This is a genomic window from Leeia aquatica (genome assembly GCF_012641365.1).
In the GTDB taxonomy this organism is placed as follows: domain Bacteria; phylum Pseudomonadota; class Gammaproteobacteria; order Burkholderiales; family Leeiaceae; genus Leeia; species Leeia aquatica.
The window spans coordinates 1,362,103-1,377,984 of record NZ_JABAIM010000001.1 but is presented as its reverse complement, the minus strand read 5'-3'; the positions used below and the strand labels follow the sequence as shown (position 1 = coordinate 1,377,984).

Sequence of the window (15,882 nt, the reverse complement as noted above, 5' to 3'; positions counted from 1 at the left end):
GAGGGAACTGTTGCCCTCCATGCGGGGTCTTTCTTTCTGGAAAGGAGGAATGGCATGAGTATGGATGAGGTTTTACAACAATTGCTGACGCATGGCTCGGATGAGATCCAGCCCTTGCAGCAATTGATCTCCTGCCTGCGTCCCGCGCGTCCGGATGACGGCGAACAGGCGACCCAGAATGTGCGCGCCCTGGCTTTTCTGCTGCAGCAGAACGTAGCGTATCAACAAGGCTTGCGAGCCTATCTTGAGCGAGTAATCCTCAGCCGCAAGCTGGTGCACCTGCTCACTGATACCGGCATTCCCGCCAACGAAGGCTTCTGGAGCGCGTTGTGGCGGCGTTTCAATGCCCGCTGGCTGCCGCCTGCCTGCAACGACCGCTATCTGAAGGATGTGTTGCTGCAGGTGTTCGACCTCAAGCGGGATGCGCCGTGGTTGATGGCCGTTGCGCCCGATACCTGGCTGGCATTGCTCCACGCCATGGGGTGGCGGCGACGTGATGCGGTACTGCGCCGTTACTGGTTGCAGGAAGCACTGGAAGCGGCCCAGGTGTTGTCCTACCGCATGACGGCCATTGGTCTGGAGCCGGAGCTGGTGCGCAATTATCCGGCAATCGAGCGGTTTGAATCACCCTTCCTTCGGCAGAACACGGAACTGATGGCAGAAGTGGCTGCGTGTCAGCAGGCACTGGGTGAGGGGCGCGTACCCCGGCTGGATGCCCGCCATATGCGAGTGTTGCTGGCACAATGTGCCGTGATCGTGTCCCGGATTCGCAAGAGTGCGGCGCAACAAGGGGTCAGTGTCAGCCTGACCCGGCTGCTGCTGCGGCTGGAAGCCAGCATGGCACGGCTGGAGCTGTTGCTGGACTTGCTGTCCTCGCGCTGGGACCTTGCATTGCGACGCCAGGCGGTGAGCCTGTTTCAACAGTTGATGCGAGCGAGCCGTCACCAGTACAGCCTGCGGGAAGTGTTTCACAGCAATACCGAGTTGCTGGCTCTGCAGGTGACCGAGCGCGCTGGCCAAGTGGGCGAGCATTATGTGACCACCGACCGCGCCGGCTGGTTCTCCATGCTGCGCTCCGCCATGGGGGCGGGCGGGATTGTCGGTTTCATGGCCTTGCTTAAAGTGCTGGCAGGCAAGCTGGTGCTGGCACCGTTTGGCTATGCCTTCCTGTATAGCCTGAATTATTCGCTGGGCTTCATGCTGGTGCATGTGCTGCATTTCACCATCGCTACCAAACAACCGGCGATGACGGCCAGTAAATTGGCGGCCAGCATTGATGCGGCAGTGAGCCGAGGCAAGGCGCAGCTGGAAGAGCTGGCGGAACTGTGTGTGCAGGTGGCGCGCTCGCAATTCAGCGCCATCATGGGCAATGTGCTGGTCGCCATGCCCACCGCGCTGGTGATCGCCTTGTTCTGGCAGTGGGCGAGCGGGCAGCATCTGGCCAATCCGGACAAGGTGGCACACCTGCTGCACGACCTGCATCCCTGGCAGAGCCTGGCGTTGCCCCATGCTGCCATTGCCGGGGTATGTCTGTTCCTGTCGGGCTTGATCTCCGGCTACTACGACAACAAGGCCAGTTACAACCAGATTCCGGAGCGGTTGCAACAACTGGGCTGGCTGCGTCGCCTGCTCGGGCCGCAACGCTTGCAGCGTGTAGCCCGCTATGTGGGGGATAACCTGGGGGCGCTGGCAGGCAACTTCTTCTTTGGGTTGATGCTGGGCAGTATCGGCACGCTGGGTTTTATCTTCGGTTTGCCGATCGACATTCGCCACATCACCTTCTCCAGCGCCAACTTTGTGTTTGCGCTGGTGGGCAGTGATTTCCAGCTGCCATGGCAGGTGTGGAGTGTTTCCTTGCTGGGGGTAGCGCTGATCGGCATGGTCAATCTGGTGGTGAGTTTCAGTCTGGCGCTGCTGGTGGCCTTGCATGCACGGCGCGTCAGTTTCGGTCAAGGACGCAGCTTGCTGGCCGCATTGGGGCGGCGTTTCATTCGGCAACCCGGCCCCTTCTTTTTTCCGCCGCGTGACACGGCGGCGGAAAAGGGGGCGGCTTAGCGTTGTTACGGTTTTACGGTATCATCTAAGGTTGGCAATGGGTGTGTGACAGTCAAGGCATGCACCCGGCCAAGCACGATCAATAACTTGTTATCGAATATTTTCAGGATATCCTGCCATGTGGATTAGCCCCGCTCACGCCGCACCTGCAGCCGCAGCTGCCCCGTCCATGATCGAACAGTTTCTGCCGATGGTGGTCATTTTTGTGGCGTTTTATTTCTTCCTGATCCGCCCGCAGCAAAAGAAGGCCAAGGCACTGCGCGAACAGCTGAGCCAGCTGAAAAAGGGCGATGAAGTCCTGACCAACGGTGGCGTGGCTGGCCGTATCAACAAACTGGCTGACGATTACATCACCATCGAAACGGCAGGTAATACCCAGCTGCTGATTCAGCGCGCTGCCATTGCAGCCGTGCTGCCCAAGGGCACCCTGTCGCTGTAAGCGGTGCCACTCAGCGGGGTGGGTGCGCCACCCCGTGTCTCACGGATGTCTGAACCATGAATCGTTTTCCTCTTTGGAAAAAGCTGCTGACCGCCTTCGTGTTGCTGGCGGGTGTGCTGTATGCCTTGCCTAACCTGTTTGGCGAAGCGCCAGCCGTGCAGATTGCGCCCAACAAGGCCACCATTACTGTCACGCCTCAACTGCTGGATCAGGCGCAAGCCGCTGTCCGCAAAGCGGGCCTGACGGTGACCGCCTCGGAGCTGGACCAGAATGGCGTCAAACTGCGCTTTGCGGATACCGAGACGCAGCTGCGTGCCAAAGACATTCTGCAAAAAGCGCTGGGTGATGACTATCTGGTGGCGCTGAACCTGGTGCCGAATACGCCGAACTGGCTGCGTGACCTTGGGGCCAACCCCATGGTGCTGGGGCTGGATCTGCGTGGCGGCGTGCACTTCATGCTGGAGCTGGACATGCGTGCGGCGGAAGACAAGGCCATGGAAGGCTTTGCCCGTGATGCCCGCAATGTGCTGCGCGAGAAGAAGGTACGTGCGACGGTGACCCGCCGTGCGGACCGCCTGACACTGAAGTTCCGCGATGAAGCCAGTCTGGATGCCTCCCTGCCAGGGCTAAAGGCGCGGCTGGTCAGTGTCAGCCTGCAAAAGCAGGTAGCAGACGGTGAATTCCGTGTGGAAGGCAGCCTGGCACCGAACGCGCTGACCGAGATCCGTAAATCTGCGGTGGAGCAGAACATCGCCACCCTGCGCAAGCGCGTCAACGCCATGGGCGTGGCCGAGCCGGTGGTGCAGCAGCAAGGGGCGGACCGCATTGTGGTGCAGCTGCCTGGCGTGCAGGACACCACCAAGGTGAAGGACATCATTGGTCGCACCGCGACGCTGGAAGTGCGTCGGGTGGTGGAAGACCCACAAGCCCTGTCCAGCGCCCTGTCTGGCGCGGTACCGGCCGGTACCGTGCTGATGCAGGAACGTTTCAAGGGCGAGACCCGACCGATCCTGCTGCGCACGGAAGTGGAGCTGACCGGTGAGAACATCACCAATGCCCAGACTTCCAATGACCGCGATGGTCGACCCGCCGTCTCCATCAATCTGGATGGCGAGGGGGCAGACATCTTCAAGAACCTGACCCGTGAGCTGGCCTTGAAAGCGCCCGGTTCGCGCATTGCCATGGTGCTGGTGGAGAATGGCAAGTCGGAAGTGGTGACGGCACCATCGGTGCATGAAGAAATTGGTGGCGGTAACGTCATCATTACCGGTTCCTTTACTACGCCCGAGACGGTCAAGACCGCACTGCTGCTGCGCTCTGGTTCGCTGGCTGCACCGATGAAGGTGGTGGAAGAACGTACGGTCGGGCCGTCTGCCGGTAAGGAAAACATTGAGCGTGGCTTCCACTCCACCTGGGTGGGCTTTGCGCTGGTCGCAGTGTTGATGCTGGTCTATTACCGGGTGTTCGGGGTGATCTCCATTGTGTCGCTGGCGGTCAATGTGTTTCTGCTGGTGTCGCTGCTGTCGCTGATCCATGCCACGCTGACCTTGCCGGGTATTGCCGCCATCGCGCTGGCGCTGGGCATGGCCATTGACTCCAACGTGCTGATCAATGAGCGCATCCGTGAAGAGCTGCGTGCGGGCATGTCGCCACAGATGGCCATCTCGGAAGGCTACAAGCATGCCTGGGCCACCATCATTGACTCCAACGTGACCACGCTGATCGTGGGCCTGATGCTGATGATCTTCGGTAGTGGCCCGGTGCGTGGTTTTGCCGTGGTGCACTGTCTGGGTATCCTGACCTCCATGTTCAGTGCCGTGCTGGTGTCGCGTGGGCTGGTCAACCTGGTCTATGGCAGCCGCAAGAAGCTGAAGACGCTGTCGATCTGAGCGGGCCAACAAGGAAAACGCAATATGGAAATCTTCCACCCTAAAAAAGACATCCCGTTCATGAGCTACGGGAAGCTGACCACCTTCATTTCGCTGGTCACTTTCCTGGCAGCGGTGTACTTCCTGATTGCCAAGGGTTTGCACTTTGGCGTGGATTTCACCGGGGGTACGGTGGTGGAGCTGCAGTACACCCAGAACGCCAATCTGGAGCGGGTGCGTGGTGCCATCAGCAAACTGGGCTATACCGATGTGGCCGTGCAGAACTATGGCACCAGCCATGATGTGATGATTCGGCTGCCGCTGGAAAAGAGCCGGTCGTCTGCCGAGACCGCCAGCCGGGTGTATGCTGCGCTGTGTACCGCCGAGCAGGGGCAGCTGGTGGCGGTGCCGGGTCAGCCGGGCCAGCAGGCACAGCGGGTGTGCCAAGTGGCAGCCAAGCCTGCGGTGGTGATGAAACGCATTGAGTTTGTGGGCCCGCAAGTGGGCAAGGAACTGGTTACCGGTGGTCTGACGGCGATTGCGCTGGTGTGTCTGGGCATCATCGTCTATCTGGCCATTCGCTTTGAGTGGAAGTTTGCAGTGTCGGCCATCATTGCCAACATGCACGACGTGGTGATCATTCTGGGCTGCTTCGCCGCGTTTGGCTGGGAGTTCAACCTGACGGTGCTGGCGGCAGTGCTGGCAGTGCTGGGCTACTCGGTGAACGAATCGGTGGTGGTGTTTGACCGGATCCGCGAAAACTTCCGCAAGCTGCGCAACAAGACGGTGACGGAAATCATCGACAACGCCATTACCGCCACCATGAGCCGGACCATCCTCACCCACTTGTCGACGCAGCTGATGGTAACCTCCATGCTGTTCCTCGGTGGCGAAATCCTGCACAACTTCGCGCTGGCGTTGACCATCGGCATTCTGTTTGGCATCTACTCTTCGGTGCTGGTGGCCTCGCCGCTGTTGCTGATGCTGGGTGTCAAGCGGGAAGACTTCGTCAAGCCGAAGAAAACCGAAGTCGAACACGCCTTGCCCTGAGCGCTACCATGGACACGATCTGGTTACTGATTGACTTCATCCTGCATGTCGATACCCATCTGCGCGAGCTGTTCAATCAGCACGGGGTATGGGTGTATGGCATCCTGTTCTTGATCGTGTTCTGTGAAACCGGGCTGGTGGTTACGCCCTTCCTGCCCGGTGATTCACTGCTGTTTGCTGCAGGGGCATTGACGGTGGGAACGACATTGAGCCCGCACGTGCTGGCGGCAAGCTTGATCGTGGCCGCCTTGCTGGGTGACAACGTCAACTACGCGCTGGGCCGGTGGCTGGGGCAGCGCTTGTTTGCCAAGCCGAATTCACGCCTGTTCCGGCGTGAATATCTGGAGCGCACCCATGCCTTCTTTGAACGGCATGGTGGCCGTGCCATCATCCTGGCGCGTTTCATCCCGATCGTGCGGACCTATATCCCGTTCACCGCAGGTGCCGGCCACATGCCGTATCGTCAGTTTCTGCTGTATTCCGTGTTGGGCGCGCTGAGCTGGGTGCTGTTGCTGGTTTATCTGGGCCATTTCTTTGGCAACCAGCCCTTTGTGCGCGCCAATTTCTCGCTGCTGGTGCTGGGGATCATCGCGCTGTCGGTGCTGCCGGTGGTGGTGGCGTTTGTCCGGCAGCGGCTGGCACGCACTTGACCCAGGGCAAGTATCACGGTTGAATTGTTGACCAATTTAATCGGGTATTTTAAAATCGGGTCATTGGCTTCTACAGGCCGAAAGAGCCCGTCATGCGTCTTACTACCAAAGGTCGTTTTGCGGTCACCGCCATGGTGGACCTTGCGCTGCGCCACCAGTGTGGCCCGGTGACGCTGGCTGGCATCAGCGAGCGGCAGAAGATTTCCCTCTCGTACCTGGAACAACTGTTTGGCAAGCTGCGGCGCGCCGAGCTGGTGGACAGCGTGCGCGGGCCGGGAGGCGGCTACTGTCTGGCCCGTCCCGAGCTCAGCATCTCGGTGGCTGACATCATCCTGGCGGTTGACGAGCCGATTGATGCGACCCAGTGCGGCGGCAAGGAAAACTGCCTCGACGAGCACCGCTGCATGACCCATGATCTGTGGACCAACCTGAACCTGACCATTTTCCGCTATCTGGCATCGGTATCGCTGGCGGAGCTGGTCGCCAAGCAGCGCGAGCGTGAGCAGTGCACCGGGTCCGAGCATCCGGTGGTGCTGGACAAGCGCTTGTCTGCCGTAATGTAATTCTGCATCTGACTGGACGACCTATGAGCACCAAGCCGATTTACCTGGATTACTCCGCCACCACCCCGATTGACCCGCGTGTGGCTGAGAAAATGATTCCTTGGCTGACCGAACACTTCGGCAACCCGGCGAGCCGCTCCCATGCCTATGGCTGGGAGGCGGAAGAGGCGGTGGAGCTGGCGCGCAAGCAGGTTGCAGATTTGCTCAATGCCGACCCCAAGGAAATTGTCTGGACTTCCGGCGCGACCGAATCCGACAACCTTGCCATCAAAGGCGCTGCCCATTTCTACAGCAGCAAGGGCAAACACCTGATTACCCTGAAAACCGAGCACAAGGCCGTGCTGGATACCATGCGCGAGATGGAGCGGCAGGGCTTCGAGGTCACTTACCTGAGCCCCAAGCCCAACGGCCTGGTGGACATGGATGAACTGGCGGCTACCATTCGCCCGGATACCATTCTGGTGTCCATCATGATGGTGAACAACGAGATTGGCGTGATTCAGCCAATTGCCGAGATTGGCGAGCTGTGCCGCAGCCGTGGTGTGCTGTTTCATGTCGACGCCGCACAGGCGACCGGCAAGGTGGTCATCGACACGGCTGTGCTCAAGGTGGACCTGATGAGCCTGTCCGCCCACAAGAGCTATGGCCCCAAGGGTATCGGTGCCCTGTATGTGCGACGCAAGCCACGGGTGCGACTGGAAGCGCAGATTCATGGTGGTGGCCACGAGCGCGGCATGCGTTCCGGCACACTGGCAACGCACCAGATCATCGGCATGGGTGAGGCCTACCGCATTGCCAAGGAAGACATGGCGAGCGAGAACGAGCGCATCCGCATGCTGCGTGACCGGTTGTGGCGCGGCCTGAGCCAGATCGAAGAAGTGCATTTGAACGGGGATATGGACGCCCGTGTGCCGCACAATCTGAACGTCAGCTTCAACTTCGTCGAAGGTGAATCGCTGATCATGGCACTGAAGGCACTGGCGGTATCCAGCGGTTCGGCCTGTACCTCGGCCAGTCTGGAGCCTTCTTATGTGTTGCGTGCCCTGGGGCGTTCGGATGAGCTGGCGCACAGTTCAATCCGTTTTACTTTGGGTCGCTTCACCACCGAAGCGGAAATCGATTTCGCGGTACAACTGATCCAGGAAAAGATCGGCAAGTTGCGCGAATTGTCGCCATTGTGGGAAATGTTCAAGGACGGTGTGGATTTGAGCACCGTGCAATGGGCGGCACACTGATACAGTTTGTAAGGTCAGGCAGCAGGCCGGCCAAGGGGAAACAGCATGGCATACTCAGACAAGGTTATTGATCATTACGAAAATCCGCGCAATGTGGGCGCCTTCGAAAAGGGTGACGACAGTGTGGGCACCGGCATGGTGGGGGCACCGGCCTGTGGCGACGTGATGAAGCTGCAGATCAAGGTCAATGAAGAAGGGGTGATTGAAGATGCCCGCTTCAAGACCTACGGCTGTGGTTCGGCGATTGCGTCGAGCTCACTGGTGACCGAGTGGGTGAAGGGCAAGACGCTGGATGAGGCGCTGTCCATCAAGAACACGCAAATCGCCGAAGAGCTGGCCTTGCCGCCCGTCAAGGTGCATTGCTCCATCCTGGCCGAAGATGCCATCAAGGCCGCGGTGGCCGATTACAAAGCCAAGCACGACGCTTGAGCAGGAGTCGATCATGGCAGTGACACTGTCTGAAGCAGCCGCCACCCATGTGGCCAATTTCCTGCAAAAGCGCGGCAAGGGCGTGGGCCTGCGGCTGGGGGTGAAAACCTCGGGCTGTTCTGGCATGGCCTACAAGCTGGAATTTGCTGACGCGGTACAGGATGAAGACCTGACTTTTGAGTCACACGGTGTCACCGTGCTGGTTGACCCGAAAAGTCTGGTCTACCTCGACGGTACCGAGCTCGACTTCGTCAAGGAAGGGTTGAACGAAGGCTTCAAGTTCAACAATCCGAACGTCAAGGATGCCTGTGGCTGCGGCGAGAGCTTCAATGTTTGACCGCAGGATGGCTTGAGCGTGCAGCAAACCCATTTTTCCCTGTTCGGCTTGCCCGAACAGCAGCAGCTGAACCTGGCACCGCTGGAGCAGGCCTATCGCGCGGTGCAGGCGCAGGTGCACCCGGACCGGCATGCGCTGGCAACCGACGCCGAGAAACGTCGTGCGCTGGAGTGGGCCACACTGGCGAACCAGGGCTATCACATCCTCAAGCATCCGTTGAGCCGGGCCATTTACCTGCTGTCATTGCGCGGGGTGGACCCGGAGCTGGAGTCGAACACCGCCATGCCGCGTGATTTCCTGATGCAGCAGATGGAATGGCGTGAGCAGCTGGAGGATGCAGCCCGGCAACGTGATGTTGCCGCGCTGGAAGGCTTGTCCCAAGCGCTCCGACAAGAGCAGCGTACCTTGCAGGCTGCGCTGGTGAACTGGCTGGATGTGCAGCGAGACGATGTTGCCGCGGCTGGTACCGTACGCAAGCTGCGCTTTGTGGAAAAGCTGGACGAAGAAGTGGAATCCGCGCTGGAGCGGCTGCTGGGCTAGCTTGTCAGCAAGCACCCGGTATCATCAAATCGATAAGAACACACTGATGCTGCTGCAAATTTCCGAACCCGGCATGAGCGCCGCCCCCCACCAGCACCGTCTGGCTATCGGCATTGACCTGGGGACCACCCATTCGCTGGTGGCAACTGTGCGCAGCAGCTTGCCCACCGTGCTGCCGGATACCCAAGGGCGTGGCCTGCTGCCCTCTGTCGTGCACTATCCGGCAGACGGCGAGCCGCAAGTAGGCTACGACGCCTTGCCGTGGCTGACGCGCGAGCCACAAGATACCATCGTATCGGTCAAGCGCTTCATGGGCCGTGGTCTGAAAGACATCGCCAGTGAGCACCTGCCTTACCGCTTTATCGACGCGCCCGGCATGGTGCAGCTTAAGTTGCGTTGCGGCCAGAAAAGCCCGGTGGAAGTCTCCGCCGACATCCTGCGCAGCCTGAAAGCCCGCGCCGAAGCCTCGCTGGTGACCGCCGGCAGTGGCGACTTGGTCGGTGCGGTGATTACGGTACCCGCCTATTTTGACGATGCGCAACGACAAGCCACCAAGGATGCCGCACAACTGGCCGGGCTGAATGTTTTGCGTCTGCTCAATGAGCCGACCGCTGCCGCCATCGCCTATGGGCTGGATAACCACGCCGAAGGCACTTATGTGGTATATGACCTCGGCGGTGGCACCTTTGACGTCTCCATCCTGCGATTGAGCCGTGGCGTGTTCGAAGTGGTGGCCACCAGTGGTGATTCCGCACTGGGAGGCGATGACTTTGATCACCGGGTGTACTGCTGGATGCTGGAGCAGGCCGGGCTCTCCCTGCTGGGTCCGCGTGATACCCAGCTGCTGCAGCAGAAGGCCCGCCTGGCCAAAGAAGCGCTCACCGATAACCTGAGCGCCAACATCGCCGCCATTCTGGAGCAGGGCGATACCGTTGACCTGACACTGGATCAGGCCACTTTTCACCAGCTGACCCGCCACCTGGTCGACAAAACCCTGCTGCCGCTGCGCAAAGCCATGCGTGATGCCGGTCTGCAAGTGGATGACGTGGATGGTGTCGTGATGGTCGGGGGCGCCACGCGCATGCCGCATGTGCAGCAAGCGGTGGCCGACTACTTTGGTCGTGCGCCGCTGAACAATCTGGACCCGGACAAGGTGGTCGCGCTGGGGGCTGCCATTCAGGCGAATGTGTTGGCGGGTAACAAAGCCGGGGAGGACTGGCTATTACTGGACGTGACGCCGTTGTCGCTGGGGCTGGAAACCATGGGCGGACTGGTGGAAAAGGTCATTCCGCGTAATTCGACCATTCCCACTGCACGCGCTCAGGAGTTCACCACCTTCAAGGATGGCCAGACGGCGATGCTGATCCACGTGCTGCAAGGCGAGCGTGAGCGCGTGGTGGATTGCCGGTCGCTGGCCCGCTTTGAACTGCGCGGCATCCCGCCGATGGCAGCCGGTGCGGCCCGGATTCAGGTCACCTTTCAGGTAGACGCAGATGGCTTGTTATCGGTCTCAGCCAGCGAGAAAACCACTGGTGTTCGCGCCAGCGTCACCGTCAAGCCTTCCTATGGCCTGAGCGATGACGAGATCAGCCGCATGCTGCAAGCCAGCATTACCCATGCGCAAGAAGACATTGCTGCTCGCCAGTGGGCGGAAGCGCAGGTGGACGCGCAGCGCTTGCTGGATGCTACCCGCGCTGCGCTGGCAGAGGATGCCCATTTGTTGAGCGAACTGGAACAGCAGCAGTTGGGGCAAGCCTTGCACCGACTCGAGCAGGCACTGGCCGGTGATGATATGACGAAGCTGCGGGATGTCACACGCGAGACCAGCCAGGCCACCGATGAATTTGCCGCTCGCCGCATGGACGCCAGCATCAAGCGGGCATTGGCTGGTCAGCGATTGACCAGTCTGGACTAATCGTGGAGTTGACATGACCCGCATCACCTTGCTGCCGCATGATGAAATTTGCCCGAGTGGCGCAGAGATCGAGGCCACGCCGGGGCAAAGCATTTGCGATGCCTTGCTGGAGCACGACATTGAGATTGACCATGCCTGTGGTCAGGTCTGTGCCTGTACCACCTGCCATGTGGTGGTGCGCGAGGGCTTTGACAGCCTGTCTGCATCGGATGAAGACGAAGACGACATGCTGGACCGCGCCTGGGGGCTGACCGCGCAATCCCGGCTGTCTTGTCAGGCCAAGGTGGGCTCGGTGCCTTTGGTGGTGGAAATCCCCAAATACAGCATCAACCACGCCAAGGAAAACCACTGAGGGCAATGCCATGAAATGGACCGATTCACTGGAGATTGCCATCGAGCTCTCCGAGGCGCACCCCGACATTGACCCGCGTCAGCTGCGCTTTACCGACCTGATGCAATGGGTGCTGGCGCTGCCGGATTTTGACGACGATCCGGCGCACTGTGGTGAGCGCATTCTGGAAGCCATCCAGCAATGCTGGATTGACGAAATCAGCTGACGCTGTGGCAGGACAACCACGGTACGGCTGGGCAGAGTAGAAATAAATGTGCCCGCATGCTTGACGGCACCAGCGGGCAAGTGCACACTGCGCATGCAGGTTTCAAGGTAGTACGGTTTTCGTCAGCTGTCGTTAATGCTTCACGGCGTATCAGTTTGTCATTCCCGGTGTCGACCCTGCTTGCAAAAAATGGGCATCCGCCCGATACATCCAATTTTTTTCAAGGAAATAGATTCATGGCAACCGGTACCGTCAAGTGGTTCAACGACGCTAAAGGCTTTGGTTTCATTACTCCGGATGATGGTGGCGAAGATCTGTTCGCGCACTTCTCCGCCATTCAATCGAATGGTTTCAAGTCCCTGCAGGAAAACCAGAAGGTCAGCTTCGACGTGACCACTGGCCCGAAGGGCAAGCAAGCGGCCAACATCAAGCCGCTGTAAGCTTCCGCTTACGATAGAACAGCCCGGCTTGCCGGGCTGTTTTTCTTTGTGGGCCCGCCTTGGGTGCCCATGATGAGGCGGAATGAAGCAACGATTCGCTTCAGTCAGCAAATCTGCTGCGCATCACATATAGTGATGGTATGGGGCTAGGACGGGACCAATCCCGCTGGAGTGCGCCGTGCTGATGCGCGCGAAGTTCAATCTGGTGCTGTTGTTGACCTGCATGCTGGGCATGGCAGTCAGTGCGTGGTATTTGCATGACAACCTGAAGCAGGAAATGATGCAGGAACTGCATCGTAATGCAGAAGCCACTATGGAAGCGGCCATCGCGGTACGGCGTTACACCTCCCTGCAGATCAAGCCGATTCTGGACGCAGACCCGGCGTTTGCATTTCGCAAGCAAGCGGTGCCTGCGTTTGCTGCACGCGAAGTCATGGCCTTGTTTCATGAGCATTATCCGGGGCAGTCCTACCGCGAAGCTGCACTGAACCCGATGAACCCCAAGAATGTGGCCCAAGGCTGGGAAGTGGCATTGATCCAGCGCTACCAGAGCGAGCATCTGAAGGGAGCGGTCACGGAGCTGGTGCAGACGCCCGACAGCAGCCGTTTCAATCTGGCCCGCCCCATTCGCATCTCGGACAAAGCGTGCTTGTACTGCCACTCCAGCCCGGACCGGGCCCCTGAAGCACTGGTGAGCCTTTACGGGCGCAAAAACGGCTTCGGCTGGCGTATGGGTGACATTGTCGGGGCGCAGATTGTGTCCGTACCGGCACAAGTGCCCATGCAGCGGATGGATGATACGTTTACTCGCTATCTGTGGCTGCTGGCCGGTATCTACAGCTTGCTGTTTGTGGTGCTGAACCTGCTGCTGAGCATGCTGGTCTTGAAGCCCTTGAACCGGGCCAATGCACTGCTGACGCAGGAAGCGGGGCAGGATGCCCTGACCGGTGCCATCAGCCGTCGCGCCTTTCTGCGGTCGCTGGATGACGCGATCGCACAAGCCACCTTTGATGAGCGGCCACTTTGTCTGGTGATGATTGACCTGGATCATTTCAAGGCCATCAACGACCAGTTTGGTCATAATGTGGGCGATCATGTGTTGCACCAGCTGGTGTATACCTTGCAGCAGATGATCAAGCAGCGGGATTGCCTGGGGCGCTTGGGGGGCGAAGAGTTTGGCCTGCTGCTACCGGAAACCGCAGAAAGCGGCGCGCGGGTGCTGGCAGAGCAGCTGCGGGTGGCTGTGATGCTGGGCAGTTTTGACCCTGTGCCCCGGGTGACGGCCAGTTTTGGTCTGGCCGAATGGCGGTATGGCGAGACGGCCAGCGAATTCATGCACCGGGCCGATATCAGCCTCTATCATGCCAAGCGAAACGGCCGGAACTGCCTCTATGTCTGGGGTGAAGACGACCACATGCCCGACCTGACCGAGCCGGCGGGACACAGCTAGGCGCTGACTGGCAGGCTGCGCCCCTCCGCTGCCGACTGTTGCGCCCGTTCCAGCAGGCGCATCACGTGCAGTGCCGACGTGGCGCTCACCGGATTGGGTTGCCCCTGTGTAATGCAGTCGCGGATGCCTGCATAGTAGGCCGGATAGTTGCCTCGCGGTGACGCAGGCTGTGCATGATCCCCTTCTGGCAGTAGCAGGCCGGGCACAGGGTCCAGCCCCCAGTCCGCATGGCCGGGACGAATGCCTTGCTGTAACTGCTGTTCCTGCACATCTAGCCCGTGCTTGATCCAGCTGCCCTGGGTGCCATGCACTGCAAAGCGGGGCAAGCCGCCGCCCATCAGCATGGACGCCCGCAGCTCTACCTGCAAGCTACCGTAGTCCAGCAGCACGTGCGCCCAGTCATCACGGCTCCCACCGGGCCGCACCGTATGCAGCTGCGCCTGCAGGCGTTGCGGCAGGCCGAACAGGCACACCGCCTGGTCCAGCAAATGCGGGCCGAGGTCATACCACAACCCGCCACCCAGCTCGGCACGCTCGCGCCAGCGCTCCCGCACCTGCGGGCGAAAACGGTCAAAGCGGGATTCTACATGGCAGACCTCGCCCAGCACCCCGTCCGCCAGCAAGTGCTGCAGGGTGAGGAAATCCGCATCCCAGCGGCGATTGTGGAACACCGACAGGACGCGCTGCTGCTGCTCCGCCAGCGCCACCAGTGCTTCGGCTTCTGTGGCCGTCAGTGTAAACGGCTTGTCGACCACCACATGCTTGCCCGCCCGCAAGGCCGCAGTCGCCAGTGGCGCGTGGCTATCGTTCGGCGTGGCAATCACTACCAGGTCTACTTCCGGATGCTGCAGGGTCTGCATCGGGTCGGCATCCACCATGCAGCCCGGCCAGTCTCGCTGCACGAGCTCCGGTTTGCTGGAGCAGATACGGCTGAGCACCATACCGGCCGTGCTGCCCAGCAGCGGCGCATGAAACGTTTGGCCAGCATAGCCATAGCCAATCAGTCCAACACGCAAGGGGGCAGTCATACAGGGTCTCCAGGTCATGCTGATGAGGCAGAATTATGACGCACAAACAAGTGCTTGCATCAACGGGCATTCCGACAGCCGGGGCTGACGGTGTACAATAGCGGATTAAATAGCTTACGGCCCTGGGCCATTATCGCAAAGGTTTGAAGGCATGAGTCTGAAATGCGGCATCGTTGGCTTGCCCAACGTCGGCAAGTCCACCCTGTTCAACGCGCTGACCAAGGCGGGCATTGAAGCCGCCAACTACCCGTTCTGCACCATCGAGCCGAACGTAGGGGTGGTCGAGGTGCCGGATGCCCGCCTGCAGGCGCTGTCCGACATCGTCAAGCCACAGCGCGTGCTGCCCGCCATTGTCGAGTTTGTCGACATTGCCGGTCTGGTCGCCGGGGCCAGCAAGGGCGAAGGCCTGGGCAACCAGTTCCTCGCCAACATCCGCGAGACCGACGCCATCGTCAATGTGGTGCGCTGTTTTGAAGATGAAAACATCGTCCACGTCGCGGGCAAGGTTGACCCGCTGTCCGACATCGAAGTGATCCTCACTGAGCTGGCGCTGGCCGACCTGACCACGGTCGAAAAAGCCATCATCCGCGATGGCAAGAAAGCCAAATCGGGCGACAAGGAAGCGCAAAAGCTGGTGGCCGTGCTGGAAAAGCTGGTGCCGCACCTGAACGAAGGCAAGCCCGCCCGCTCGCTCGGCCTGTCGGATGACGAAAAGCTGCTGATCAAGCCCTTCTGCCTGCTCACCATCAAGCCCGCCATGTACGTCGCCAACGTGGCAGAAGACGGCTTCCAGAACAACCCGCTGCTGGAGCGCGTACAGGCCTATGCTGCCGCCGAAGGCGCGCCGGTGGTCGCTGTCTGTGCCGCCATCGAATCCGACATTGCCGAGCTGGACGACGCCGACAAGGCCGATTTCCTCGCCGAGCTGGGCCTGGAAGAGCCGGGCCTCAACCGCCTGATCCGCGCCGGCTACGACCTGCTGGGCCTGCAGACCTACTTCACCGCCGGGGTCAAGGAAGTGCGCGCCTGGACCATCCACAAAGGCGACACCGCCCCGCAAGCCGCCGGTGTGATCCACACCGACTTCGAGCGCGGCTTCATCCGCGCCCAGACCATCGGCTTCGAAGACTTCGTCGCCTGCAAAGGCGAGCAAGGCGCCAAGGAAGCGGGCAAGATGCGCGCCGAAGGCAAGGAATACGTGGTGAAGGATGGCGACGTGATGAACTTCCTGTTCAACGTCTAACCGACACAGGCCAAGGGCCTGTGAAGTACGGCAAAAAGGCCCGCTGATGCGGGCTTTTTTATAGCCCTATATTGACAACTGGT

17 protein-coding genes are annotated in these 15,882 nt (G+C 60.1%); 16 read left to right on the top strand and 1 reads right to left on the bottom strand.

The genetic code is table 11. From position 1 onward, the window contains the following. Positions 1-54 precede the first annotated feature (54 nt). The 15 genes from HF682_RS07125 to HF682_RS07055 all read left to right on the top strand — a co-directional run bounded on the left by HF682_RS07125 (position 55) and on the right by HF682_RS07055 (position 13,528). Positions 55-2,055 carry a site-specific recombinase gene (locus tag HF682_RS07125; RefSeq protein ID WP_205881922.1) on the top strand — a complete coding sequence of 667 codons (2,001 nt, stop codon included), beginning with the start codon at positions 55-57 and terminating at the stop codon, positions 2,053-2,055. A 118-nt stretch (positions 2,056-2,173) separates the two neighbouring features. Continuing rightward, complete coding sequence (yajC, locus tag HF682_RS07120; protein ID WP_168876499.1) at positions 2,174-2,494, top strand: preprotein translocase subunit YajC; 321 nt, start codon at positions 2,174-2,176, stop codon at positions 2,492-2,494. A 56-nt stretch (positions 2,495-2,550) separates the two neighbouring features. Next, entirely contained in the window at positions 2,551-4,383 is a 1,833-nt protein-coding gene (gene secD, locus HF682_RS07115) for a protein translocase subunit SecD (RefSeq protein WP_168876498.1), read from the top strand. 24 nt (positions 4,384-4,407) lie between these two features. Next, on the top strand, positions 4,408-5,412 hold the full coding sequence (gene secF, locus HF682_RS07110) for a protein translocase subunit SecF (protein WP_168876497.1): 1,005 nt from the start codon (positions 4,408-4,410) through the stop codon (positions 5,410-5,412). A gap of 8 nt (positions 5,413-5,420) precedes the next feature. Then, entirely contained in the window at positions 5,421-6,062 is a 642-nt protein-coding gene (locus tag HF682_RS07105; protein WP_168876496.1) for a DedA family protein, read from the top strand. A gap of 92 nt (positions 6,063-6,154) precedes the next feature. After that, on the top strand, positions 6,155-6,625 hold the full coding sequence (gene iscR / locus HF682_RS07100) for a Fe-S cluster assembly transcriptional regulator IscR (protein WP_168876495.1): 471 nt from the start codon (positions 6,155-6,157) through the stop codon (positions 6,623-6,625). A 23-nt stretch (positions 6,626-6,648) separates the two neighbouring features. Beyond that, positions 6,649-7,860: an IscS subfamily cysteine desulfurase gene (locus HF682_RS07095; RefSeq protein ID WP_168876494.1), complete on the top strand. Its 1,212-nt coding sequence runs from the start codon at positions 6,649-6,651 to the stop codon at positions 7,858-7,860. Between the two features lie 45 nt (positions 7,861-7,905). Continuing rightward, the gene (gene iscU, locus HF682_RS07090; protein ID WP_168876493.1) at positions 7,906-8,289 is read left to right on the top strand and encodes a Fe-S cluster assembly scaffold IscU; all 384 of its coding nucleotides are present in this window, start codon (positions 7,906-7,908) and stop codon (positions 8,287-8,289) included. A 13-nt stretch (positions 8,290-8,302) separates the two neighbouring features. Next, complete coding sequence (gene iscA / locus HF682_RS07085) at positions 8,303-8,626, top strand: iron-sulfur cluster assembly protein IscA (RefSeq protein ID WP_168876492.1); 324 nt, start codon at positions 8,303-8,305, stop codon at positions 8,624-8,626. A gap of 18 nt (positions 8,627-8,644) precedes the next feature. Next, positions 8,645-9,166, top strand: coding sequence for a Fe-S protein assembly co-chaperone HscB (gene hscB / locus HF682_RS07080; protein WP_168876491.1), 522 nt, complete (start codon positions 8,645-8,647; stop codon positions 9,164-9,166). 43 nt (positions 9,167-9,209) lie between these two features. Beyond that, positions 9,210-11,081 carry a Fe-S protein assembly chaperone HscA gene (gene hscA / locus HF682_RS07075; RefSeq protein ID WP_168876950.1) on the top strand — a complete coding sequence of 624 codons (1,872 nt, stop codon included), beginning with the start codon at positions 9,210-9,212 and terminating at the stop codon, positions 11,079-11,081. A 13-nt stretch (positions 11,082-11,094) separates the two neighbouring features. Further along, positions 11,095-11,433 carry an ISC system 2Fe-2S type ferredoxin gene (gene fdx, locus HF682_RS07070; protein ID WP_168876490.1) on the top strand — a complete coding sequence of 113 codons (339 nt, stop codon included), beginning with the start codon at positions 11,095-11,097 and terminating at the stop codon, positions 11,431-11,433. Between the two features lie 10 nt (positions 11,434-11,443). Beyond that, complete coding sequence (iscX, locus tag HF682_RS07065; RefSeq protein WP_168876489.1) at positions 11,444-11,638, top strand: Fe-S cluster assembly protein IscX; 195 nt, start codon at positions 11,444-11,446, stop codon at positions 11,636-11,638. Between the two features lie 236 nt (positions 11,639-11,874). Then, complete coding sequence (locus tag HF682_RS07060) at positions 11,875-12,078, top strand: cold-shock protein (RefSeq protein WP_168876488.1); 204 nt, start codon at positions 11,875-11,877, stop codon at positions 12,076-12,078. 184 nt (positions 12,079-12,262) lie between these two features. Next, positions 12,263-13,528 (top strand): c-type heme family protein, encoded by a 1,266-nt coding sequence (locus tag HF682_RS07055; RefSeq protein ID WP_240947194.1) that lies wholly within the window; start codon positions 12,263-12,265, stop codon positions 13,526-13,528. Here HF682_RS07055 and HF682_RS07050 read toward each other — a convergent pair. Continuing rightward, positions 13,525-14,556 carry an oxidoreductase gene (locus HF682_RS07050; protein WP_168876486.1) on the bottom strand — a complete coding sequence of 344 codons (1,032 nt, stop codon included), beginning with the start codon at positions 14,554-14,556 and terminating at the stop codon, positions 13,525-13,527. The genes HF682_RS07055 and HF682_RS07050 overlap by 4 nt on opposite strands. Before the next feature lie 151 nt (positions 14,557-14,707). Between HF682_RS07050 and ychF the strand changes: the two genes are divergently transcribed. Beyond that, entirely contained in the window at positions 14,708-15,799 is a 1,092-nt protein-coding gene (gene ychF / locus HF682_RS07045; protein WP_168876485.1) for a redox-regulated ATPase YchF, read from the top strand. The last annotated feature ends 83 nt before the right edge of the window (positions 15,800-15,882 follow it).

Bases quoted from the DNA above. Each gene is read 5' to 3' on its own strand.
- HF682_RS07060 (WP_168876488.1), top strand. From the start codon at position 11,875: ATGGCAACCGGTACCGTCAAGTGGTTCAACGACGCTAAAGGCTTTGGT.
- iscX (WP_168876489.1), top strand. From the start codon at position 11,444: ATGAAATGGACCGATTCACTGGAGATTGCCATCGAGCTCTCCGAGGCG.
- secF (WP_168876497.1), top strand. From the start codon at position 4,408: ATGGAAATCTTCCACCCTAAAAAAGACATCCCGTTCATGAGCTACGGG.
- iscR (WP_168876495.1), top strand. From the start codon at position 6,155: ATGCGTCTTACTACCAAAGGTCGTTTTGCGGTCACCGCCATGGTGGAC.
- HF682_RS07095 (WP_168876494.1), top strand. From the start codon at position 6,649: ATGAGCACCAAGCCGATTTACCTGGATTACTCCGCCACCACCCCGATT.
- HF682_RS07105 (WP_168876496.1), top strand. From the start codon at position 5,421: ATGGACACGATCTGGTTACTGATTGACTTCATCCTGCATGTCGATACC.
- HF682_RS07050 (WP_168876486.1), bottom strand. From the start codon at position 14,556: ATGACTGCCCCCTTGCGTGTTGGACTGATTGGCTATGGCTATGCTGGC.
- iscA (WP_168876492.1), top strand. From the start codon at position 8,303: ATGGCAGTGACACTGTCTGAAGCAGCCGCCACCCATGTGGCCAATTTC.
- ychF (WP_168876485.1), top strand. From the start codon at position 14,708: ATGAGTCTGAAATGCGGCATCGTTGGCTTGCCCAACGTCGGCAAGTCC.
- HF682_RS07125 (WP_205881922.1), top strand. From the start codon at position 55: ATGAGTATGGATGAGGTTTTACAACAATTGCTGACGCATGGCTCGGAT.
- iscU (WP_168876493.1), top strand. From the start codon at position 7,906: ATGGCATACTCAGACAAGGTTATTGATCATTACGAAAATCCGCGCAAT.
- secD (WP_168876498.1), top strand. From the start codon at position 2,551: ATGAATCGTTTTCCTCTTTGGAAAAAGCTGCTGACCGCCTTCGTGTTG.
- HF682_RS07055 (WP_240947194.1), top strand. From the start codon at position 12,263: ATGCGCGCGAAGTTCAATCTGGTGCTGTTGTTGACCTGCATGCTGGGC.
- fdx (WP_168876490.1), top strand. From the start codon at position 11,095: ATGACCCGCATCACCTTGCTGCCGCATGATGAAATTTGCCCGAGTGGC.
- yajC (WP_168876499.1), top strand. From the start codon at position 2,174: ATGTGGATTAGCCCCGCTCACGCCGCACCTGCAGCCGCAGCTGCCCCG.